The 22,284-nt window shown below is 64.7% G+C and carries 21 protein-coding genes and 1 tRNA gene; 12 read left to right on the forward strand and 10 right to left on the reverse strand.

The window, feature by feature from the left end; genetic code table 11:
* Nucleotides 1-4 precede the first annotated feature (4 nt).
* The gene (gene ugpA / locus BM002_RS01295; protein WP_092776527.1) at nt 5-886 is read right to left on the reverse strand and encodes a sn-glycerol-3-phosphate ABC transporter permease UgpA; all 882 of its coding nucleotides are present in this window, start codon (nt 884-886) and stop codon (nt 5-7) included.
* A gap of 57 nt (nt 887-943) precedes the next feature.
* A complete protein-coding gene (gene ugpB, locus BM002_RS01300) occupies nt 944-2,257 on the reverse strand; it encodes a sn-glycerol-3-phosphate ABC transporter substrate-binding protein UgpB (protein ID WP_092776529.1) in 1,314 nt (437 codons plus the stop codon).
* A 339-nt stretch (nt 2,258-2,596) separates the two neighbouring features.
* Between ugpB and BM002_RS01305 the strand changes: the two genes are divergently transcribed.
* Complete coding sequence (locus BM002_RS01305) at nt 2,597-2,998, forward strand: hydroxyisourate hydrolase (RefSeq protein ID WP_245749087.1); 402 nt, start codon at nt 2,597-2,599, stop codon at nt 2,996-2,998.
* A 15-nt stretch (nt 2,999-3,013) separates the two neighbouring features.
* Here BM002_RS01305 and BM002_RS01310 read toward each other — a convergent pair whose 3' ends face one another.
* The 6 genes from BM002_RS01310 to uraD are packed head-to-tail and all read right to left on the reverse strand — an operon-like array spanning nt 3,014 to nt 8,550.
* Nucleotides 3,014-3,919, reverse strand: a complete 906-nt coding sequence (locus tag BM002_RS01310; protein WP_175484767.1) for a BMP family protein — start codon at nt 3,917-3,919, stop codon at nt 3,014-3,016.
* Between the two features lie 13 nt (nt 3,920-3,932).
* Nucleotides 3,933-4,922, reverse strand: coding sequence for an ABC transporter substrate-binding protein (locus BM002_RS01315; protein ID WP_175484768.1), 990 nt, complete (start codon nt 4,920-4,922; stop codon nt 3,933-3,935).
* An 18-nt stretch (nt 4,923-4,940) separates the two neighbouring features.
* Nucleotides 4,941-5,903, reverse strand: coding sequence for a Bug family tripartite tricarboxylate transporter substrate binding protein (locus BM002_RS01320; RefSeq protein ID WP_092776535.1), 963 nt, complete (start codon nt 5,901-5,903; stop codon nt 4,941-4,943).
* A gap of 38 nt (nt 5,904-5,941) precedes the next feature.
* Nucleotides 5,942-7,456: a tripartite tricarboxylate transporter permease gene (locus BM002_RS01325; RefSeq protein ID WP_092776537.1), complete on the reverse strand. Its 1,515-nt coding sequence runs from the start codon at nt 7,454-7,456 to the stop codon at nt 5,942-5,944.
* A 3-nt stretch (nt 7,457-7,459) separates the two neighbouring features.
* Entirely contained in the window at nt 7,460-7,996 is a 537-nt protein-coding gene (locus BM002_RS01330; protein WP_092776539.1) for a tripartite tricarboxylate transporter TctB family protein, read from the reverse strand.
* The gene (gene uraD, locus BM002_RS01335; RefSeq protein WP_092776540.1) at nt 7,993-8,550 is read right to left on the reverse strand and encodes a 2-oxo-4-hydroxy-4-carboxy-5-ureidoimidazoline decarboxylase; all 558 of its coding nucleotides are present in this window, start codon (nt 8,548-8,550) and stop codon (nt 7,993-7,995) included. Before uraD ends, BM002_RS01330 begins: the two co-directional genes overlap by 4 nt.
* Before the next feature lie 118 nt (nt 8,551-8,668).
* Here uraD and BM002_RS01340 point away from each other — a divergent pair, with 118 nt between their 5' ends.
* Nucleotides 8,669-9,607, forward strand: a complete 939-nt coding sequence (locus BM002_RS01340; protein ID WP_245749088.1) for a LysR family transcriptional regulator — start codon at nt 8,669-8,671, stop codon at nt 9,605-9,607.
* A gap of 248 nt (nt 9,608-9,855) precedes the next feature.
* Entirely contained in the window at nt 9,856-13,176 is a 3,321-nt protein-coding gene (locus BM002_RS01345; protein WP_092776542.1) for a transglutaminase family protein, read from the forward strand.
* 7 nt (nt 13,177-13,183) lie between these two features.
* On the opposite strand, the gene BM002_RS01350 is transcribed toward BM002_RS01345, so the two are convergent.
* Together BM002_RS01350 and BM002_RS01355 are read right to left on the reverse strand one after the other, a co-directional pair.
* Nucleotides 13,184-14,218 carry a zinc-binding metallopeptidase family protein gene (locus BM002_RS01350; protein WP_092776544.1) on the reverse strand — a complete coding sequence of 345 codons (1,035 nt, stop codon included), beginning with the start codon at nt 14,216-14,218 and terminating at the stop codon, nt 13,184-13,186.
* 250 nt (nt 14,219-14,468) lie between these two features.
* Nucleotides 14,469-14,558, reverse strand: a tRNA-Ser gene (locus BM002_RS01355).
* A 152-nt stretch (nt 14,559-14,710) separates the two neighbouring features.
* Between BM002_RS01355 and BM002_RS01360 the strand changes: the two genes are divergently transcribed.
* The 9 genes from BM002_RS01360 to BM002_RS01400 all read left to right on the forward strand — a co-directional run bounded on the left by BM002_RS01360 (nt 14,711) and on the right by BM002_RS01400 (nt 22,266).
* Complete coding sequence (locus tag BM002_RS01360; protein WP_175484769.1) at nt 14,711-15,568, forward strand: Rossmann-fold NAD(P)-binding domain-containing protein; 858 nt, start codon at nt 14,711-14,713, stop codon at nt 15,566-15,568.
* Nucleotides 15,569-15,771: 203 nt separating this feature from the next.
* The gene (locus BM002_RS01365) at nt 15,772-16,521 is read left to right on the forward strand and encodes a 50S ribosomal protein L21 (protein ID WP_092776548.1); all 750 of its coding nucleotides are present in this window, start codon (nt 15,772-15,774) and stop codon (nt 16,519-16,521) included.
* Between the two features lie 6 nt (nt 16,522-16,527).
* Nucleotides 16,528-16,797, forward strand: a complete 270-nt coding sequence (gene rpmA, locus BM002_RS01370) for a 50S ribosomal protein L27 (RefSeq protein WP_092776550.1) — start codon at nt 16,528-16,530, stop codon at nt 16,795-16,797.
* Nucleotides 16,798-16,987: 190 nt separating this feature from the next.
* Complete coding sequence (locus BM002_RS01375; protein ID WP_092776552.1) at nt 16,988-17,557, forward strand: GNAT family N-acetyltransferase; 570 nt, start codon at nt 16,988-16,990, stop codon at nt 17,555-17,557.
* Complete coding sequence (locus tag BM002_RS01380; protein ID WP_092776554.1) at nt 17,557-18,159, forward strand: LysE family translocator; 603 nt, start codon at nt 17,557-17,559, stop codon at nt 18,157-18,159. The genes BM002_RS01375 and BM002_RS01380 overlap by 1 nt, the downstream gene beginning before the upstream one ends.
* Complete coding sequence (locus tag BM002_RS01385) at nt 18,156-18,722, forward strand: GNAT family N-acetyltransferase (RefSeq protein ID WP_092776556.1); 567 nt, start codon at nt 18,156-18,158, stop codon at nt 18,720-18,722. The genes BM002_RS01380 and BM002_RS01385 overlap by 4 nt, the downstream gene beginning before the upstream one ends.
* Nucleotides 18,723-18,859: 137 nt before the next feature.
* On the forward strand, nt 18,860-19,909 hold the full coding sequence (gene obgE, locus BM002_RS01390; protein WP_092776558.1) for a GTPase ObgE: 1,050 nt from the start codon (nt 18,860-18,862) through the stop codon (nt 19,907-19,909).
* Nucleotides 19,894-20,997, forward strand: a complete 1,104-nt coding sequence (gene proB / locus BM002_RS01395; RefSeq protein WP_092776560.1) for a glutamate 5-kinase — start codon at nt 19,894-19,896, stop codon at nt 20,995-20,997. Before obgE ends, proB begins: the two co-directional genes overlap by 16 nt.
* A 9-nt stretch (nt 20,998-21,006) precedes the next feature.
* Complete coding sequence (locus BM002_RS01400; protein ID WP_092776562.1) at nt 21,007-22,266, forward strand: glutamate-5-semialdehyde dehydrogenase; 1,260 nt, start codon at nt 21,007-21,009, stop codon at nt 22,264-22,266.
* Nucleotides 22,267-22,284 lie beyond the last annotated feature (18 nt).

Consider the following 22,284-nt stretch of genomic DNA (forward strand, 5'->3'; position numbering starts at 1 on the left):
TCGGTCAATAGTGGACCCTCCGCTCGATGAACTTGAACTGAAACACGGTGAGCGCGCCCACGACCACCAGCAGGATCACCGATTGCGCCGCCGACGATCCGAGATCCTGACCGACAAAGCCGTCGGAAAAGACCTTGTAGACAAGGATTGTCGTCGCCTGTTGCGGCCCGCCCGAGGTGATGGTGTGGATCACGCCGAAGGTCTCGAAGAAGGCGTAGACGATGTTCACGACCAGCAGGAAGAACGTCGTGGGCGACAGCAGAGGCAGAACGATGGTCCAGAACCGCCGCCAAAACCGCGCGCCGTCGATGGCCGCCGCCTCGATCACCGATTTCGGCACGGCTTGCAGGGCGGCGAAGAAGAACAGGAAATTGTAGCTGATCCGGCCCCAGGCCGAGGCGACGACCACAAGGCCCATGGCCTCCGTGTCGTTGAGGACGTGGTTCCAGTCATAGCCGAGGTTGCCCAGATACCACGACACTACGCCGACGCGGGTGTTGAACATGAAAAGCCACAGGACACCCGCAATCGCGGGGGCCACGGCATAGGGCCAGATCAGCAGGGTCCGGTAGGTGCCTGCCCCCTTGATGAGCCGGTCCGCCACCACCGCAAGGAAGAGCGCCGGGACCATGGAGACCAGGGTGACAAGCGTCGAAAAGATCGCCGTCGTCAGGAAAGAGGCGCGGTAATAGGGGTCAGACAGAAGGAACTCGAAATTCCCGAGGCCCACGTATTGCATGGACAGCCCGAAGGGATCGGGAATGAACAGCGATTGCCAGATCGCCTGACCTGCCGGGTAGAAAAAGAAGATGGCCGAGATGACGACCTGCGGCGCGATGAGGCACAGCGGCAGAAGCCAGCCCTTGAACGTGACCCGTTTTTCCATGGAATACGCCCCGCAGATGGGGCGGACGGCCCCTGTGGGCCGTCCGCGCCTTTGTGATCAGCGGTTTGCCTGCTCGAACCGGCGAAGCAGCTGATTGCCGCGTTCGACCGCGCTGTCGAGGGCGGCCTGGGCGTCCTTGTCACCGGTCCAGACGGCCTCCAGCTCCTCGTCGATGATCCCGCGGATCTGGTCGAACGACCCGAGGCGCAGGCCCTTGGAATTGGCCGTCGGCTCGTTCGTCGTCATCTGGATGACCGCGACGTCGGTTCCGGGGTTTTCCTCGTAGAAACCGGCTTCGCGCGTGGCATCAGCGGCAGCGCTCGTGATCGGCAGATAGCCGGTGTCCTGGTGCCACTTCGCCTGCACGGGCGTGGAGGACAGGAACGCCAGGAATTCGGCCACACCTTCGTAGTCTGCCGCCTCGTGGCCTTCCATCACCCACAGGGAAGCACCGCCGATGATGGTGTTCTGCGGGCTGTTGCCGACGCCATCCCAATAGGGAAGCGGGCGCACGTCGAAGGCGAACTGCGCCTCTTCCTTGATGCCCGCATAGCCGGCGGAGCTTTCGGTAAAGAGCGCGCATTCGCCCGCCCGGAAGTTTGCGCCACCCTCGTTGCGACGACCGGCGTAGATGAATTTGCCCTCTTGCGCCCATTCACCCATGGCCGAGATGTGCGCGACCTGTGCCGGGCCGTTGAAGGCCAGCTCGGTGTCGACACCGGCGAAACCGTTGTCCTTCGTGGCGAAGGGCACGTCGTGATAGGCCGACAGGTTCTCCAGATGGATCCAGCTTTGCCAGGCGGTCGTCATGGGGCAATCAACGCCCGCTTCGGCCAGCTGGTCCAGGACGGCATCGACGTTCTGCCACGTGGACAGGTCCGTGTCGGGGTCGATGCCCGCCCCTTCGAGCAGGTCGCGGTTGACCCAGAGAACCGGCGTGGACGAGTTGAAGGGCAGAGACAGCATTTCGCCATCCGAGCTGGTGTAATAGCCTTTGACCGCGCCGATATAGGCATCGGCATCGAACTCCGCGCCCGAGGCCGCCATCACCTCTGCGACCGGGCGCACGGCCCCCTCGGCCGACATCATCGTCGCGGTGCCGACTTCGAACACCATCAGGATTTCAGGCTGCTCGCCCGCGCGGAAAGCGGCGATGCCCGCGTTCAGCGTTTCGGAGTAGTTGCCCTTGTGCGAGGCGACCACAACGTATTCGTCCTGGCTTGCGTTGAATTCCTCGACCTGCGCGGCGACGAGCTCGCCCAGGCGGCCGGTGAAGGCATGCCAGAACTGGATTTCGGTCTGCGCGCTGGCCATGAATGGCGCCAACACGGTGGATGTGGCGATCAAGGCGCCCGTGGCAAGATGTTTCATGAGTCCCTCCCAATAAGTCCTCCGAGACGTAGGTTTGGACTATAAATATTTCGTGACGCAAGTGTTGGTATTTGCGGATCGCGCCTGGACCTCGGAAAGCGGGGTCGTTCAGCATCGAAAACGTACCAGATATTTCAATGACTTGGGGAGGAGCGAAGCGCTTGAAGGCATCGAAATCGGCCAATGTGCCGACAGGGGGCGCTTGAGGGCGGCAACGCCGGTTCGACAAATGGGCGGGGCAAGGCTGCGGATGGTCCGTCAAGGTTTACCTGCAGCGCGGTGTTGCTAGAGTAGTCGTCGCCCCTGACCTTGGGGCAGAAGCAGACTGACGGGGATGGGATGTCGATGACCTCTGAGGCGACAGGACAGGACGCAGGCGCGCCAGCGGGCGGCATCTCCATTCACGCGGTCGATGTTTCGCGGGGCATTCCGGCCCATGGCCTCGGCGTGCGTCTGTGGCGGATCGACGGTCAGGACCGCACGCAGATTGCGGCGGGCCCCTGCGGCAAGGACGGGCTTCTGGACCATCAGGGTGCCAAGGGGGCGGGGATATCCGCGGGCGTGTACGAAGTCGAATTCGATGTCGGGGGATTCTTTCGGCAGGCAGGCGTCGCCATTCCGGACCCGCCCTTCGTCGACCTGGCCGTCTTCCGCTTCGGCATCGCGCGGGTCGAGGAACATTTCCACTTGCCGTTCAAATTCACGCCCTGGGGGTTTTCGATGTTCCGGGGCGGGGCCTGAGACGCGTCGCCTCGGTCAAAGGCTGAATTCAGGCCCATCGTAGTCTGTGGCGATGCGGATGTCCCCCTGTGCCACCTCGTTCCGAAGGCGCGCCATGTCGGCGGCGATCGTCGCGTCCACATCCTCGGCCAGCGTCAGATCGACCATGTCACCCTCAGCCAGGCCCAGATGTTCCACGCGAGACGGGCGCAAACCGTCGATCATGTCGGCGGCGGCCCGTTCGACCGCAAGATCGATGCGAGCCACGGCCGAGGCGGCGAACACATCCGGCTCGATCACGCACCAATCGAGTGCATTGCCAATCTGGCGTGTTCCAGCCGCGCGGCAGGCGTCGATGGCCCCCTGTCGCGCGCCGTTGAGCATGGTGAAAAGGATGTCGGCCCCGGCCGCGATCTGGGCGTTTGCCCAGGCCCGGGTGGTCGCGCTGTCATCTTGCGTGCCGCAGAACCCGGTCAGAATGCTGATTTCGGGATCAATGTGACGCGCGCCCGCGATGAAGGCGGCGCGTCCTTTCAGGCCCGGCTTGACCCGGTGCCCCGACAGATGGCCGATGATGCCGCTTCGGGTCAGGCGTGCGGCCAGGCAGCCGGCAAGAAAGGCGGATTGCTCCTGCAGGACGTCATAGCTGGCCAGATTGGGGCCGCTCACATCGCCTTGGACAACGGCAAACGCCTTGTCGGGGGTTTCCCCGGCGACCACCGGACTGACCAGATTCCCCTGGCCGCCGATGAAGATTACGCCATCGCTGCGCCCGGCGGCATCGCGCAGGGCGCGCTCCATCTGGGCGGGGTCATAGGCGACACCGTCGACGATTTCGACATCCGCATCGCGCCGTTCGGCCACGCGGTTCGCGCCGATCAGGGCGGCAGCGTTGAACCCCCGGTCGTGAAGCTGTCCGACAAAGATGACGGCGAGTTTCAAGGTCTTGACCCTTTCACTGCGGGTAGCGGGAATTGACCGCGCGCTCGGCGGCGGCGGGCAGAAAGCTGGCATCGAACACTTCGTCCGGTGCGGGTTGGTTGTCGTATCCCTTCGCCTCGGCGATCAGCCGGGCGATTTCGCAAAGGCGGTCCGGGTCGGCGGGGCCGATGCCGTCGCCCGAAGGGTCGCGCATCTCCAGTCCGAGGGTTCCGATCAGGCGCGCGCGGTTGGCCTTGCGATCGATCTGCGGATTGCGCCGTGCGACCGCGTCGATGGCGGCGTCCACATCTGTGATGGTATCGGCAAGGCCCCGGTTTACGGCCCGGCACAGACCGGCGACGGCCTTGGGGTGGGCCGCGCGGAAGGCCTGCGTGACCATCATCGCGCCGCCATAGAAGGCCGGTGCGTGGTGATCCCATTCGAGGTGGCGCAAGGCGGTCGAAGGGTCCACGCCCGCCTCGATGGCCTGCGCCGCGACGGTGTTCACGAAGCCGAAGATGCCGTCCCATTCGCCGCCCAGCATTTGCGGCACCATGACCTTGTGCGACAGGCCCGAGATGGTGATGTGAACCGCGTCCGGGTCGAGGCCCGTCGCCTTGCAGAATTCCGGGAACAGGAGCAACGCGGCATCCTGATCGTGCGAAATCAACCGCTTGCCGCGCAGATCCTGCGGGCCGCGAATGCCGCCTGCCGCATCGACGGCGATGGTATAGGGCGCGCGCCGGTGGATCGCCATGACGGCAACCGGTGTCTCCGTGGCTCCCGCGGCGCGCATCCGGACCAGTTCGTTCAGATCGCCGTATCCCGCGTCATAGGGTCCGGTCGCCAAGGTCTTCACGGCACGGGCCAGCGAATTGCCTTCGGTGAACGACACCTCCAGCCCCTCGTCGCGAAAGTAGCCCCGGTCGTCGGCCAGAAAGAACCAGGCCTGCGGTCCCGAATAGAAGGTGTTGAGGATGAACCGCACGGGGAGAAGGTCCCCCCGTGCGGTCGTCTCGCCCATGGGCACATCCATCGCGGATCAGCCGCCGTTGACGTTGGCCGCGATGATGAGCGGGCGCCAGACTTCGATGGTGTTGGCGACGAAGGCGTTGAAATCCTCGGTGCTCATCTCGGTGTGGCTGATGCCCCAGGTGTCCATCTGTTCGATGACGGGCGGGAGGGCCATGATGTATTCGACCGTCTCATGGATGGTCGCGACCATGTCGGCGTCCATGCCCGCGGGGCCGGACAGGCCCGTCCAGTTCTCGATCACCACGTCGTAGCCCTGTTCGCGGAAGGTGGGGATGTCGGGGAAACGGACCGAACGTTCCGGCGAGGCGATGGCAAGGGCGACGACTTCGTCATCCTCGATCATCGCGGCGTTCTGGGCCATCGAGTCGTAGAAGGCGTCGAGGACTCCGGCGCGGAAATCCTGAATTGCGGGCGCGCTGCCTTGGTACGGCACGTGGATCGTCGTGATCCCGAGCGCGGAATCCACCGCATTGCCAAGGATATGGGTGATCGACCCGACACCGGAGGACCCATAGGTGATCCCGTCACCATTGGCCGCGGCAATGAAACCGTCCAGGTCGGTGATGCCGAGCGATGGCTGCACGAACAGACCAGGGGTTGATGCGCCCAGATTGGCGATATGCGTGAAGCTTTCGACCGGATCGTAGGGAAGTGTGTCGAACTGGGTCGGCGCGATGGTGAATGGCGCGTTGTTTCCGAGGATCAGGGTCGTGCCGTCGGCGGGCTGCTGCGCGACATAGTCGGCAGCGACGGTTCCGCCCGCGCCGGGGCGGTTGTCGACCACGGCCCGCTGGCCGAATTCGGATTCGAGGTATTGCGCCAGAAGGCGCGCGACCAGATCGCTGGTGCCGCCGGGCGGGAAGGTGACGACGATGCGCACCGGCTCGTCGCTCCAGGCGCCGGGTTCGGCATGGGCGGATGTGGCGATCAGGGCGGCGGCGGTGACGGCAAGGCAGAGGGTGGAATTCATGGGGTTCGGAACCTTTCAGGGACAGGGGATGGGTGACGTCAGGAGGGCACGGTCATGGCCGCGCGGGCGCGCTTGCGTGCCGACAAGGCGGAGGCAAAGGCGTAGATCAGAAGCAGGACAGTGACCGCGATCAGCGCCGCGCTGATCGGCCGGGTCAGGAAGACGGTGGGATCGCCGCGCGACAGCAGCATGGCGCGGCGCAGCTGTTCCTCCATCATCGGCCCCAGGACGAACCCGAGGAGGAGGGGCGCAGGCTCGAACCGGTAGAGCCGCATCAGGTAGCCCGCCCATCCGAACAGCAGCGTCAGCCAGATGTCGAAGACGTTGTTGTTGACCGAATAGACCCCGATGCAGATCAGCACGATGATCGTCGGATACATGAAGCGGTAAGGGATCTGGAGCAGCCGGACCCACAGCCCGATCATCGGGATGTTCAGGATCAGCAGCATGATGTTGCCAAGCAGGAAACTGGCCACCAGACCCCAGAACAGGTCCGCGTGTTCCACCAGAAGGCGGGGGCCGGGCGTGATGCCGTGGATCATCAGCGCGCCGATGACCAGCGCCATGGACGCGCTGCCCGGCACCCCGAGCGTCAGGGTCGGCACAAAGGCGGTCTGGGTGGCGGAGTTGTTGGCGGATTCGGGCACCGCCACGCCCTCGATGGCGCCCTTGCCGAAGTTGGACTTGTTGGGCGACAGGCGCTTTTCGACGGCGTAGGCGATGGCCGAGGCGACGGTCTGGCCCGTGCCGGGCAGGGCGCCGACGATGCTGCCGATGCCGCCGCCGCGCAGGATGGGTTTCACCATGGCGCGCCATTCGGCCCAACTGGGATAGAATTTCTTGTAGTCTAGCTTGGTCTGCTGCGCGCCGTGGCGGTTGGCCTTGATCGACACGATCAACTCGCCCACGCCGAAAAGGCCCATGGCCACGATCACGAGGCTGACCCCGTCGCGCAGTTCCGGGATGCCCAAGGTAAAGCGTTCCGTTCCCGTGGTCAGATCGACGCCGACCGTGCCAAGCATCAGGCCCGCGACGACCATCGCTACGCCCTTCAACGGGCTGCCGTTCGAGACGGCAGAGGCGGCGACGAGGCCCAGAAGGATGACGGCGAAATACTCGGTCGGGCCGAAATTGAGCGCGAGTGCGGCAAGGGCAGGGGCCAGGACCGCCATCACGACCATCCCGATCATGCCGCCCCCGAATGACGCGATGGCGCTGGCGAAAAGGGCGATGCCGGCCCGGCCTTCGCGCGCCATCGGATAGCCGTCGATGCAGGTAATGGAGGAGGAGGGCGTGCCCGGGATATTCATCAGGATCGAGGCGATCGACCCGCCGTATTCCGCGCCGTAGTAGACGCCGGCGATCATTACCAAAGCCGTGGTCGGTTCCAGATAGAAGGTCAGCGGCAGGATCATCGAAATCGCGGCCATTGACCCGATGCCCGGCAAAACGCCGATGAAGGTGCCCAGAAAGACGCCGACGAAGCAGTAGAGAAGGTTCTGCGGCTGCATCGCAACCAACAGGCCGTCCCCGAAATTCGACAGGATTTCCATCGCTCAGAACCCCATGTAGGCGCGGAAGGGCAGGTCGAGGACGCCGATGAACAGGCCCCAGGACGCCAGCGAAACGCCCGCGCCCAAAGCCGCTTTCCCGATCCAGGGCAGCGTCCGGTCCGGCAGGCTGGCCGTGATGGTGGCGAGGAACACCGCGGGCACAAGGCCGAACCGCTCGGCCACGAAGGCGAAGATCGCCAGCGCCGCGCCGATGGCGAAGAAAGAGATCCAGTCGGGAACCTCGTCCAGGTGTCCGTTTCTGAGGTCACCCAGGATGATGCCCACGCAGATGATCGCCAGCGTCAGGCCCGACAGCACCGGAAACGCACCGGTCCCCAACCTGCGCGGGGTGCCGACGCCAAGCTCTACCCCGCCGATGACGAAGACGAGGCTCAGGGCCAACAGGCCGACACCGCCGAGGATTGCGACCAGGACAGGGACGGACCGGGCTTCGTCGCCACGGGGCTCAACTGACGACTGGGTTTCGTCCTCTCTCCGTTTCGCCGCATCGGGCGCGGTATCATGCGTCAAGTTCTTCATTGTTGACCCTCTGACGATGTGCGTGCTGCCGATGACGCCTCCCGCTCCAGCCGCGCCGAGGCCACGGAGACGACCTCATCCAGGGCGCGGGCGATTTCGGTTTCGGTATTCTGGTCCAGGCTGGAGGCGAATTGCGCAAGGACTGCGGTCAGATCCGGGGCCGCGTGGAGGGCGATGATGAACGGGAAGCCGTGGCGCGCGCGGTATTCGTCGTTCAGATGGCGCAGGCGTGCCCCGATCTGGTCATCCGCACGATCCAGAGACAGACGGCCCTGTTCGACCTGCGAGGCCGATGTCATGAGTGCCGGCTCCGGCGGTGCCAACTCGGGATGCGCGCGCAGAAGAACCAGTCGTTCATCGTCGGAGAGCGTAGTGATCTGTGCTCTCATCTGGGCCGTCAACTCTGCAATGTCGGTGAAGGGTCGGGCATTGGCGACCCGCCGGGCCAGCCAGGGTGACCGCTCCAGAATAGGGTCCAGCATCCGCGCCGCGTCCGCATCAGAGGCCCTGTTCAGGGCCTCGAGAAAACGGTCACTGTGGTTGGGACGGGTCATGGGGTCACCTTCCGGAATGGGTCAACGCTAGCGTCGCCCTGCGTTGCCCACAATTTCAAAATAATGCATTCTGCATTCTCGAAAAGTGTATGACCGGCACAGCAGGAGGGCGGCGGCCATGGTAAAATCGATGCAACTTCTGCCCCGATCCCTGACTTACCTCGAGGCCGTGGCGCGGGAGGGTTCGATCCAGGGCGCCTCACGCTCGCTCGGGATCGCGGCGTCGGCCATCAATCGGCACATCCTCGCGCTGGAGGCTGAATGCCAGATGCCGCTCTTCGAACGCAAACCACGAGGCATGGTCCTTACCGCGGCAGGGGAAACGGCCGTTCTTCTGGCCCGTCGGTGGCGCGCCGATCAGGAGCGGCTGACCGACGCGTTCCGGTCGATGCGCGGCGTCGAAAGCGGGACGGTCCGCCTTGCCGGAATGGACAGCCTGTCGAATTCGATCCTGCCGGCGTGCGTTCACAAGGTGGCCGAAACCAATCCCGGCATCCACCTGTCCATCGACATCATGCCGCCACAACAGGCGGCGCGGGATCTGGAGGAAGGGCTGACCGATCTGGCCCTTGCGTTCAACCTGCCGCCCGACAAGCATCGGCATGTGCTGTGGACGGCGTCGCTCCCCTTCGGCTGCTTGGTTGGCCCGGGCCATGCGCTTTGGGACAGGAAGGGAGTCGCCCTGAAGGATGTGGCCAGTTTCCCGATCGCCGCGCAAAGCCGCGTGCTCCCGGTTCGTCAGTACCTCGACCGCAGCCACAGCTGGATTTTCGAGCCGACGGAGCCGGTTCTGGTGACCAATTCACCGCAGCTGCTCAAGCAGGTCCTGAGGCAGGGACAACACCTGACCATCACGTCCCAGATGGATGCCATTCTGGAGCTTCTGTCCGGGGATCTTCGGTTCATCCGGCTGTCGGACACGACGTTGAAGCCGCAGAGCCTGAGCCTGGTGCTCGACCCCCGCCGCAACCTGTCGCATGCATCGCGCAAGGTGGCCGATGTGCTGACATCGCTTTTGCGCGACTTCCACGACCGATTGACGGCAAGCCAGGCCTGAGGCCCTGCGGCCAATGGATTAGCCATGGCAACGCACTGCACGGCCTGTTACCCCTGTTGCAGGGTCATTGCCTGCGGGACGCGGGTCGGCCGATAAGGGACCGGGCCGCAAGACCGTGACAGTATCGGAGCCGACATGATTGACATGAGATCGCTTGCGTCAAAGTGCGACAGGAATGCGTTCGAAACCTGAAGACATACGAAGAAGATCAAGAAACAAGATGCACAACCGGTGCTGGAAAGAAGAATATGTCGATCAAAGCCGCCATCTACCATCTGACCCACTACGCGTATGATCGCCCCGTCTCGCTCGGGCCGCAGGTCATCCGGTTGCGCCCCGCACCGCACAGCCGGACGCGCGTGCTCTCACATTCGCTCCGGGTTTCGCCCGCCGATCACTTCGTGAACTACCAGCAGGATCCCTATGGCAACTGGCTGGCGCGCTTCGTCTTTCCGAACCCGGTCCGCGAACTGAAGATCGAGGTCGATCTGGTCGCCGACATGACGGTCTACAATCCGTTCGATTTCTTCGTCGAGGAAAGCGCCAAGGAGTGGCCCTTCGAATACCCTGAGGACATTTCCCCCGATCTGGTGATCTATCGGACGCCCGAGGCGACGGGCCCTTTGCTGGACAACTTCCTGGCGACCATCGACCGCAGCCCGCAGACCACCGTCGATTTCGTGGTCGGCCTGAACGCGCGCCTCGCGCAGGAGATCGGGTATGTGATCCGCATGGAGCCCGGTGTGCAGACACCGGAGGAGACGTTTCAGACGGGCAGGGGCTCGTGCCGGGATACCAGCTGGCTGCTGGTGCAGGTTCTGCGAAACCTCGGCTTTGCGGCGCGGTTCGTGTCCGGCTACCTGATCCAGCTGAAGCCCGACCTTGTCGCGATCGACGGACCCGCCGGGACCGACAAGGACTTCACGGACCTGCATGCCTGGTGCGAGGTCTATCTGCCGGGTGCAGGCTGGATCGGACTTGATCCGACCTCCGGGCTGCTGACCGGGGAAAGCCACATCCCGCTTGCCGCGACCCCGCATTACCGCAATGCGGCCCCCATTTCGGGCGCGGCCAGCTTTGCCGAAGTGAATTTCAACTTCGACATGCGGGTGGACCGCGTGGCCGAACATCCGCGCATTACCAAGCCGTTCTCGGACGAGTCCTGGGAGGCGCTGGACAAGATGGGGGCGAAGGTCGATGCGGCCCTGGATGCAGGCGACGTGCGCCTGACCATGGGCGGGGAGCCCACGTTCGTGTCGATCGACGATTTCGAGGCGGACGAATGGAACACCTCTGCCGTCGGCCCCACGAAACGCGGACTTGCCGATACGCTGATCCGGCGCCTGCGGGACGAATTCGCGCCGAACGGGTTCCTGCATTTCGGCCAGGGCAAATGGTACCCCGGAGAGACGTTGCCGCGCTGGACGTTCTCGCTCTATTGGCGTCGCGACGAAAAGCCGATCTGGTCCGACGACACGTTGATTGCCCGCGAAGACGCGGACAGCGGTGCCAAGGCCGAAGATGCCGAAGTGCTGCTGTCCCATATCGCCGACGAACTGGGCGTCGCGCAGGACTTTGTCGTGCCCGCCTACGAGGATCCGGCGGTCTGGATCGCCAAGGAAAGCAACCTGCCCGAGAACGTGACGCCGCAGAACTCCAAGCTGGAAGACCCCGAGGAGCGGTACCGCATCGCCCGCGTCTTCGCCCGGGGGCTGACGAAGCCATCTGGCTATGTCCTGCCGGTCCAGCGTTGGCAGGCGAAAGCCGCGGGGCGTGCCTGGCGGTCGGAGAAGTGGAAGACCCGGCGCGGCAACCTTTTTCTTGTTCCCGGGGACAGCCCGGTCGGTTACCGCCTGCCGCTCGGCACGCTGCCGCATGTCCCGGCCTCGGATTATCCCTACATCAACACCCAGGATCCGACCGTTCCCCGCGACCCCCTGCCGGACCCCGTGACGGAACCCGCCGCGCGGGAACAGAAGCAGGCGTCCTTTGCGGCAAGTGCGGCGGTGCAGGAGCGGGTCGAGCAGGAGCTTGGCGAGTTGGGCGGCGCCGTGCGCACCGCTTTGTCGGTCGAGCTGCGCGATGGCCGCCTGTGCATTTTCATGCCGCCCGTCGAAAAGCTGGAGGATTATCTGGATCTGGTCGCGGCGACCGAAAGGGCGGCCAAGGCCTTGAACCTGCCGGTTCATATCGAAGGGTATTCGCCGCCCGATGACCCGCGCATGAACGTGATCCGCGTCGCCCCCGACCCGGGCGTGATCGAGGTGAATGTCCACCCCGCCGCCAATTGGGCGGACTGCGTCAAGATCACCGAGACGGTGTACGAGGCCGCGCGCCAGACGCGTCTTGGCGCTGACGCCTTCTTGATCGACGGCAAGCACACCGGGACCGGCGGCGGAAATCACGTCGTCGTCGGCGGCGCCACGCCCGCCGACAGCCCGTTCATCCGCCGCCCGGACCTGCTCAAGAGCATGATCCTGTTCTGGCAGCGGCACCCCAGTCTGTCCTACCTGTTTTCCGGCCTCTTCATCGGCCCGACCAGTCAGGCGCCCCGCATCGACGAGGCGCGCCACGACAGCCTCTATGAACTCGAGATCGCGCTGGCCCAGATCCCCAAGGCAGGCGAGGCCAATCCCGCCACGCCCTGGTTGCCGGATCGACTGCTGCGCAACATGCTGACGGACGTCACGGGAAACACGCACCGCGCCGAGATCTGCATCGACAAGATGTTTTCGCCCGACGGCCCGACCGGACGGCTGGGGCTGGTCGAGTTTCGCGGCTTCGAGATGCCCCCGAACCCGCGGATGAGTCTTGCGCAACAGCTTCTGGTCCGCGCCATCATCGCGCGGCTCTGGCAATCGCCGCTGGAGGGAACTTTCGTCCGGTGGGGCACCAGCCTGCACGACCGGTTCATGCTGCCGCATTTCGTCTGGGATGATTTCAAGGACGTGCTGCGCGACCTGTCCGAACATGGCTTCGAGATGCGCCCCGAATGGTTCGAAGCCCAAGCCGAGTTCCGGTTCCCGTTCTGCGGCGAGGTTGAAACCGACGGCGTCCAGCTGGAAATCCGGCAGGCTCTGGAACCTTGGCATGTGCTGGGTGAAACCGGCGCGATCGGTGGAACGGTCCGCTATACCGACAGCTCGACGGAACGCCTTCAGGTCAAACTGACGGCGGCGGGTCACGACCGCTACCACGTGCATTGCAACGGGCGCAAAGTCCCGTTGCAAGCGACCGGGCAGGGCGGGGTCGGCGTGGCGGGCGTGCGGTTCAAGGCCTGGCAGGCCTCGAACGCCATGCACCCGGTTCTGGAGGTGGATGCACCCTTGGTCTTCGACATCTACGACAGCTGGACCGGTCGCGCGGTCGGAGGGTGCAAATACCACGTCGCCCACCCCGGCGGACGGAATTACGACACCTTCCCGGTCAACGGAAATGAGGCCGAGGCGCGGCGTCTGGCCCGGTTCGAGGCGCATGGACATAATCCGGGGGCCTATGCCCCGGCGCCGGAAATGCCGCATCCGGAATTCCCGTTCACCCTGGATCTGCGCCGCAAGCCCGGTTTCTGACCCGGGTTTATTGCGCCTCGATCAGATCGTGGATGAACTTGAGCTTGTCGGAGATGACGGGCGTCAGGGCGAAGGGATAATAGTCGCGATGACCCATGGCCCGGTTCATCGCGTTCATCGCGACCGTGAGCGGGACCCAGTGTTCCAGCAGCTGTGCATGATCGGAAACATGATAGGGATCGTCCAGCTGAACAAGCTGCGGCGCGCCCGGAATGATGGGCTGCGGGTTCAGGCCATAGGCATAGGCCGTCTCCAAGCCGCCGACCATGTGGAAATAATGCGCCCAGGTTTCCGCGAAATCCTCCCATGGGTGGGCGCAGGCGTATGAGCTGACGAAGGATTGCTGCCAATCCGGCCTGGGACCGTTGGCGTAGTGGGCCCTCAGCGCCGCGCCATAATCCGCGCGATCGTCCCCGAAGGTCGCGCGGCACGCATCCAGCATGTCTTGCCCGACGATCAGCTTTTCCCAGTAGTAATGCGCGACTTCGTGCCGGAAATGCCCGATCAGGGTTCGATAGGGTTCGCGCAGGGCCGTCCGGTGCTTTTCGCGTATCGCATCGTCGGCCTCCTCGATGTTGATCGTGATGCACCCGCTGGCGTGCCCGGTCATCACCCGTTTCACCTTGCCGTCTGGCTTGATCTCATCGCTCAGGAACTCGAACATGAGCGAGCCGGTGGTGCGATCCGGTTGAGGTTCCAGAGGCAGGCCGAACTTGATCAGCGCATAGAACAGCCGCCTCTTGGCGCGTTCCAGACGGCTCCAATGCCCGGCCTTGATCGGGTCGAAGGTGTCAGGGATTCGCGTGGTGTGAAGACAGCTGAGGCAAAGCCCCGTTGAGTCATTGCTTTCGCGCAACCAGTTGCAGCCGATTTTTTCACGATTGCTGCAGCATGTTCTGCCGGATGGTGCGGTCATGTCCGGTGTCAGCCCGACCAACTGATCCTCGAGCGGCGCATAGGCGAGAACGGCATGACAGGTGAAACACTGGCTGTTGTTGAAGTGCACCTGATTGCCGCACTGCGGACACATGAATCGACGCATCGGGTGGCCCCATTGCTGGTGAAAAAAGCTGCGACACGAAAATTCAGTGCAGGCCATCTGCTACACGAACCGGCAAACGGCCACCACAGGCATATGCGTCGACGCTCTGACTGATGGCCTGGCTCGCCTTGTCGGCGCAACATGGCTGACGCATGCAACCACCAAGCCGTCACAGTACGCATTCCGGCATTCGGCCAGCAGTATTTCGGCGTACCGGACCAGATTGGCAAGCCAAACAAGTAGTTGGAAGTGGCGGAGAGACAGGGATTCGAACCCTGGGTAGACTTTCATCCACAACGGTTTTCGAAACCGTCCCGTTCGACCACTCCGGCACCTCTCCGCGCCTGTGGTGTGGCGCGTCTTTAGGCAAGTGTCGCGACTGCTGCAAGAGGATCACGCGGCTTTTCCCAATCTTCCGTGCATTGATGCGTCATGGGTTCTCAAACGGGTTCGCAGCGTGTTCACTCGCGGGAAGGGATAGAGGAGCAGCCAATGAAAAAACTCACCCGCATCGTGACCGCCACCCTTCTGGGCTTCGGTCTTGCATATGGAGCCGCACAGGCGGAGCCGATACCAACCCTTCAGGCCGAGGTCGACCCCGTTGCCGACGTCATGCGCGCCGCCCAGATCGAGGCGCTGATGCAGGTCGTGGCGACCGAGGGCGCGCGACACGGCATTCGTCTTGAAGGTTCGCTTTTTCCGGGGCGGGGCGGCGGGGCCTGGGCCAAGGCGGTCTCGGTCATACAGTCGCCCGAACGTCTGTTTTCGTTGATCGACGAGACCTTGCGCCGCGAATTGAGCCCGCAGGACGTGCAGGCGGTGACAGCGTTTCTCGACAGTGACCTGGGGGCGCGCATCATCCACAGCGAAGTGACTGCCCGGCGGCATATGCTCGACGTCGGGATCGAGTCGGGTGCAAAGGCGGCCTCCGCGATGCTTCTGTCCGAAGGGACCGCGCGGGCACATCTCATCGAAGAGATGATGACCCGCCTGGGCCTGGTGGAAACCAATGTCTCCGGCGGCCTGAACGCCAACTTCGCCTTCTACAAGGGGCTTGGCGATGGCGGGGCGTTGGCCAGTCGTCTTACCGAAAGCGAGATGATCTCGATGGTCTGGGATCAGGAAAGCGCCGTTCGCGATGCCACCCAAAGCTGGCTGCGCGGATACCTGACGCTGGCCTATACCCCGTTCAGCGAAGAGGAACTGCGCCTCTACATCGACTTTGCCGAAACCGATGCCGGGCGGCGTTATACGGCAGCGATGTTCGCCGGATACGGCCGGGTGTTCGAGACGACGTCCTACGATCTGGGACGGGCGGCCGCGCGGTTCATCGCCGAGGACGCCATCTGAGGCGGGTCTGCCCCGGCGGGTCTTGACGCAGGGCAGGGGCCGTGGAATAGCGGCGGCGGGCTACGAGGCGACTCGTGGCCCACTATATTTTTGCATGTCCCCAGAGGGCACGCTGTTCGAGGTCGGCGCCATACCCAAGGGTTCGTGCCGGTGAACGTCCGAAAGGGCGACCGCAGGACGCGACAGAAAACAGGAGGAACGGAATGTTTGCCGTTCTAAAGACCGGTGGGAAGCAGTACCGGGTCGCCGCTGGCGACGTGCTTCGGGTTGAAAAGCTGGCTGCGGAAGCCGGTGAGAAGATCCAGTTCAACGACATTCTGATGCTCGGCGGTGACAAGGTGACCGTCGGTGCCCCGATGATCGATGGTGCCGCGGTTCAGGCCGACGTGATCGACCAGATCAAGGGCGAAAAGCTCATCCACTTCGTCAAGCGTCGCCGGAAGCACGGCTCGCAGCGCACGAAGGGTCACCGCCAGAAGCTGACGCTGATCCGCGTGACGGACATCCTCCCCTCGGGCGGCGACAAGTCGGGCGTCAAGGCCGCAATCGGTGCCGGTTCGGTGTCCGTGGCTGCCGTTGCCGCCGCGACGAAGCCCGCCAAGGCCCCCAAGGCCGAGGCCAAGCCGGCCGCGAAGCCCGCCGCCAAGAAGGCCGCTGCTCCGACGAAAGCCGCCGATAACGCCGCCGCACCGACGGAAGTTGCGGGCACCAAGCCCGGCAACCTTCTCAAGGCAGCACGGGGCGGCAAGGCCGACGATCTCAAGAAGATCTCGGGCGTCGGTCCCAAGCTCGAGGGCCTGCTCCACGAGAACGGAGTGTTCCACTTCGACCAGATCTCCGCTTGGGGTCCGGAAGAAATCGCCTATATGGATGACAAGCTGTCGTTCAAAGGCCGCATCGAGCGTGATGATTGGATCGCGCAGGCGACCCAGTTCGCCGCAGAACAGGAGTAATATCTCATGGCACACAAGAAAGCCGGTGGTTCCTCCCGCAACGGTCGCGACTCTGCAGGCCGTCGCCTTGGTGTAAAGCTGTTCGGGGGCCAAGCGGCCATTCCGGGCAACATCATCGTGCGCCAGCGCGGCACCAAGTGGTGGCCGGGCGAGGGCGTGGGCATGGGCAAGGATCACACGATCTTCGCAACCGTTGAAGGCGCCGTAACGTTCCGCAAGGGACTGAAAGGCCGAACCTTCATCAACGTGCTTCCGGTTCAGGAAGCTGCCGAATAGGCCGTCTCTGACTGGACATAAGAAATCCAAGGGATCGGTCTTCACGGACCGGTCCCTTTTCTTTTGTGGATGGGGCTGGACTACTCACGGCCTTACCGGGCGCTCACTCTGAAAAAGAACGGATCGGCAAGATGGCATTCGCGAAGAACGATCTGATCCCGCTGCCCTGCGTCGCGGTCCGGGCCGTCCCATGACCGGGGAGAGTGAAGCCCTGGGCGCACTTCCCGAAATGACGGGCCCCCGCCTGCATCTGCGCGCGCCGTGCGATGCAGATGCGACCGCGCGCATGGCGCTTGGCTACGATCCCACGATCCTGCGCGCCTATGGGGCGGAGGTCGCGGATCAGGCCAGCTACACCGAGGCTCGCGCCCAATCCTGGCTGGCCGAGCAGCGTCAGGCCATGGCCTGGATGATCACCATCGACGGCAGACTTCTGGGAACCGTCCGCCTTCACAGCCACGTCCAGGCCGACCGGCGCGCTCAGATCGCCATCGGCCTTCTCGACAGCGCGAACCTCGGCCACGGCTATGGCACCGAAGCGATGCGGCTGGTCCTCGATCACGCCTTTGACGGCATGGGGTTGAACCGCGTGTCGCTGCGCGTGCTGGCCGACAACGCGCGCGCGATCCGCTGCTATACCCGCCTCGGCTTTGTCACCGAAGGCCGGGAGCGTCAGTCGGCGCGCGTCCCCGGCGGCTGGCAGGATGACCTGATCATGGGCCTTCTGGCCTCCGAATGGTCCGCGCAGGGGGATGCTTGATGAGCGTCGCTGTCCTGCCATTCCTGGCCTTCGCGGTCAGCCAGGTCGGCACGCCCGGCCCGGCCAACATGGCGCTGATGACGACCGGAGCGGCGTTCGGGCTGCGGGCGGCCTTGCCCTTCGTGGCGGGGGTGGCCCTGGGCAAGCAGCTGGTCATCTGGCCCGTCGGTTTCGGCCTGATGGAACTGGCCGCCCGGGCCCCCTGGGCGTTCGAGACACTCAAATGGGCCTCGGCCGCCTATATCATCTGGTTAGCCTGGCGCGTGGCGAACATGCGTCTGGCCGATGCCGGTGACGCCAAGGCTCCCGGGTTCCTGGCCGGCCTGATCGTCCATCCGCTCAATCCCAAGGCCTGGGCGATGATCACCGGGGGCTTCACCGCCTTCGTCGAACCCGGCACCCCGACGCTCGAGGCGACGGCGACCATCGCCGCCTGCCTTCTTGGTGTCCAAATCCTGTTGCATCCCTTGTGGACATGGGGCGGCAGCCTTGTCGCCCTTCACCTCCGCGGCACCTCCGCGGAACGTTATTTGATGTGGAGCCTCGCCGCCCTGACGGTGGCGAGTGTCCTGTTCGTGTTGTTCGGAGGAGGAACACCATGACCCCCCAACGTGCGCCCATCCGGCTCGACTCGGTCGAAACGGCCGATCAGGCCGTCATCATCACGCCCCGGCTGACCCTGCGGCCGCTGCGCCGATCGGACATGGGTTTGATCGAGCAATATGCCGGCGACCGGCGCGTGGCCGAGATGACGACGACGATTCCCCATCCCTTGCCCCCCGGGGCCACGGATGCCTTCGTCACGCGCAGTCTGGCGCGCAATCCGGGCGAAGTTGTCTGGGCCATGGATGCCAGCAGCAGCAACCTGGGCGAACTGGTCGGGGTGATCAGTCTGGACCAGATGGATCGCGGCCAGGCCGAGATCGGCTATTGGGTGGCCCCCGTGGTCTGGAACACCGGCCTCGCGACCGAGGCGATCACCGCCCTGATCGAGACGAACCCCTTGGGCAACCGCCAGATTTTCGGCAAGGTCATGCAGGACAACCCGGCGTCGGCCCGCGTGCTGACGAATTGCGGGTTCGACTACATCGGCGATGCCGAGGCGTTCAACGTGGCCCGTGGCGCGATTGTTCAGCAATGGACATATATCCGTCAGATGGCCTGACGGGTCGGCTGCCGCCAGCGGCCCCTTGAACGGGGCGGTCGGCAGACCTTGGGCCGTCGTCCCGCCACCGACAACCGCGCCTTGAGACTGCGCGGAAACCCTAGTATCGGACGGGCCAAAGCAGACGGGACGACAGCATGAAATTTCTCGACCTTGCAAAGGTCTACATCCGCTCGGGCGGCGGCGGTGGCGGGGCGGTGTCGTTCCGGCGCGAGAAGTATGTCGAATTCGGCGGTCCTGACGGCGGCGACGGTGGTCGCGGCGGCGATGTGATCGTCGAGACGGTCGAGGGCCTGAACACCTTGATCGACTTCCGCTACCAGCAGCATTTCTTCGCGAAATCCGGCCAGGGCGGCATGGGCAAGCAGCGGACCGGCAAGGACGGCGACACCATCGTTCTGCGCGTGCCTGTCGGGACCGAGATCCTGGACGAGGATCAGGAGACCGTGATCGCGGATATGACCGAACTGGGTCAACGCATCGTGCTGGCCAAGGGCGGCAATGGCGGTTTCGGCAATCTGCACTTCAAATCCTCGACCAATCAGGCCCCGCGCCGCGCCAATCCGGGGCAACCGGGGGTGGAGCGGACGATCTGGCTGCGGCTCAAGCTGATCGCCGATGTCGGCCTGTTGGGGATGCCAAATGCCGGCAAATCGACTTTTCTGGCTGCGACTTCGAATGCGCGGCCCAAGATCGCGGACTATCCCTTTACCACGCTGGTTCCGAACTTGGGCGTGGTCGGCGTCGACGGGGCGGAATTCGTCGTGGCCGACATCCCCGGCCTGATCGAGGGCGCGCACGAGGGACGCGGGATCGGCGACCGGTTCCTGGGCCATGTGGAGCGGTCGGGCGCGTTGCTGCATCTGGTCGACGGGACAAGTGCCGATGTGGTCGCGGACTACCAGACGATCATCACCGAGCTGGAAATGTATGGCGAGGGGCTGGTCGACAAGCCCCGCCTGACCGTCCTCAACAAGATCGACGCCATCCCCGAGGATGAGCTGGAGGAGCGTCGCGCGGCGCTCTCTGCCGCCGTCGGCGATGACGTCATGGTCATGTCCAGCGTCGCGGGCACCGGTGTGACCGACGTGTTGCGTGCCCTGCGGCGCCTCATTGGGCACGACACCTCCCATATCGAGGACGAAGCGGAGGACAGCGCGGGGGACGAACCGTGGTCGCCTCTCTGACCGAGGCGCGCCGGGTCGTCGTCAAGATCGGCTCCGCGCTTCTGGTCGATGCCGAAACCGGACGGTTGCGCCATGATTGGCTGGCCGGTCTTGCCGCCGATGTCGCGATGCTGCGGGGCATGGGCAAGGATGTGATCGTCGTCTCGTCGGGATCCATCGCCCTTGGTCGCCGCGTCCTGGGCCTGACCGCCGCCCTGTCGCTGGAGGAGTCGCAGGCCGCCGCAGCCGTGGGACAGATCCGCCTGGCCGCCGCCTATGACGACGCCCTGTCGCCCCTTGGCGTCACGACCGCGCAGGTGCTTCTGACGCTGGACGACAGCGAGGATCGCCGCCGTTACCTGAACATGCGCGCCACCTTCGAGACACTGCTGGCCATGGGCGCGGTTCCCATCGTGAACGAAAACGACACCATCGCCACCGACGAGATTCGGTTCGGTGACAACGACCGGCTTGCGGCGCAGGTCGCGGCCATGGCGGGGGCCGAGGCCTGTGTCCTGTTGTCGGATGTGGACGGGCTCTACACCGCCAATCCGAACCTCGACCCCGAGGCACGGCACCTCGACATCGTGCCCGATATCACGCCAGAGATCGCCGCCATGGCGGGCGAGGGGGTGTCGGGCCTGTCGAAGGGCGGCATGATCACCAAGATCATGGCGGCGCGCACGGCCACCGATGCGGGCTGTGCGTTGGGCATCACGCGCGGAACGGATAGGCCGCTGTCGGCGCTGATCGACGGGGCGCGGGCCACCTGGTTCCTGCCCAAGGGCGACCCCCGCACTGCGCGCAAACGCTGGATCGCGTCGATGAAACCGCGTGGCACTGTGGCCATCGACCAGGGCGCGGCGCAGGCGTTGGCGCAGGGCAAATCCCTGCTTCCAGCCGGTGTGACCTTCGTGGGCGGGCATTTCGACCGGGGCGATCCGGTCACCATCGAAGGGCCGGACGGGCGCGCCATGGGCCAGGGGCTCATCAGCTATTCGGGCGATGACGCGCGCAGCATCCGGGGCCTGCGGTCGGGTGACATTGCCGAACGCCTCGGCTATTCGGGACGTGCGGCCCTGATCCACCGCGACGATATGGCGATCTGAGGGGATGTGATGAAGGATTTCGCGGACGACATTCCCGGCCTGATGCGCGACATGGGCCGCGCGGCGCGGACCGCCGCTGCCGAACTTGCCTCGGCGAGTGCGGATCAGAAGACGACCGCCCTGACCCTCGCGGCGGATGCCCTTTTGGCTGCACGTGACGAGGTTCTGGCTGCGAATGCCAAGGACATGGCTTACGGGCGCGACAAGGGCTTGACCGACGCGATGATGGACCGCCTGCGGCTGGACCAAGGGCGCATCGACGACATCGTCCAGAGCCTCCGTGCCATCGCCGCGCAACCCGACCCGGTCGGCGCGGTGCTGGCCGAATGGGACCGGCCCAATGGCCTTCATATCAAGCGCGTGCGCACGCCTCTGGGTGTTGTCGGGGTGATCTATGAAAGCCGCCCCAATGTGACGGCGGATGCCGGTGCGCTCTGCCTTAAGGCCGGGAATGCCGTGATCCTGCGCGGCGGGTCCGAAGGGTTCCATTCGTCCCGCGCGATCCATGCCGCCATGGTCGAAGGCCTGCGCGGCGCAGGCCTTCCCGAAGCGGCGATCCAACTGGTCCCGACGCGCGACCGCGCCGCCGCGAGCGCCATGCTGACCGCCACCGACCACATCGATGTCATCGTGCCGCGCGGCGGCAAGGGCCTGGTCGGATTGGTCCAGCGCGAGGCGCGGGTGCCGGTCTTTGCCCACCTCGAAGGGATCGTGCACATCTACGTCGACGCCTCGGCCGATGCGGAAATGGCGCGGCGCGTCATCCTGAACGCCAAGACGCGGCGCACGGGGATCTGCGGGTCGGCCGAATGCCTGCTGATCCACCGCGACGTGGCGCAGGGTCTGGGGCAGGATGTACTGGACGCGCTCATGGCAGAAGGGGTTGAGGTGCACGCGGACGATGGGTTGCGCGGCTCGCAACCTGCCACCGAAGAGGACTGGGGCACCGAATTTCTCGACATGAAGATCGCGGCGAAAGTCGTTGATTCCGTTGATGATGCCATCGCCCATATCCGCAAATACGGCTCGGACCATACCGATTGCATCCTGGCCGAAGATCCCGCTCCGGTGGCGCAGTTCTTCGCGCGGCTCGACTCCGCGATCCTGATGCACAACGCCTCGACCCAGTTCGCGGACGGCGGCGAGTTCGGGATGGGCGCCGAGATCGGCATCGCGACCGGCAAGATGCATGCGCGCGGCCCTGTCGGCGCAGAGCAGCTCTGCAGCTTCAAATACCTCGTGACCGGCAACGGTGCGATACGTTCCTGATCAACCTCTTACACGGTG

The sequence above is a fragment of the Jannaschia pohangensis genome, assembly GCF_900113875.1.
Lineage (GTDB): Bacteria > Pseudomonadota > Alphaproteobacteria > Rhodobacterales > Rhodobacteraceae > Jannaschia > Jannaschia pohangensis.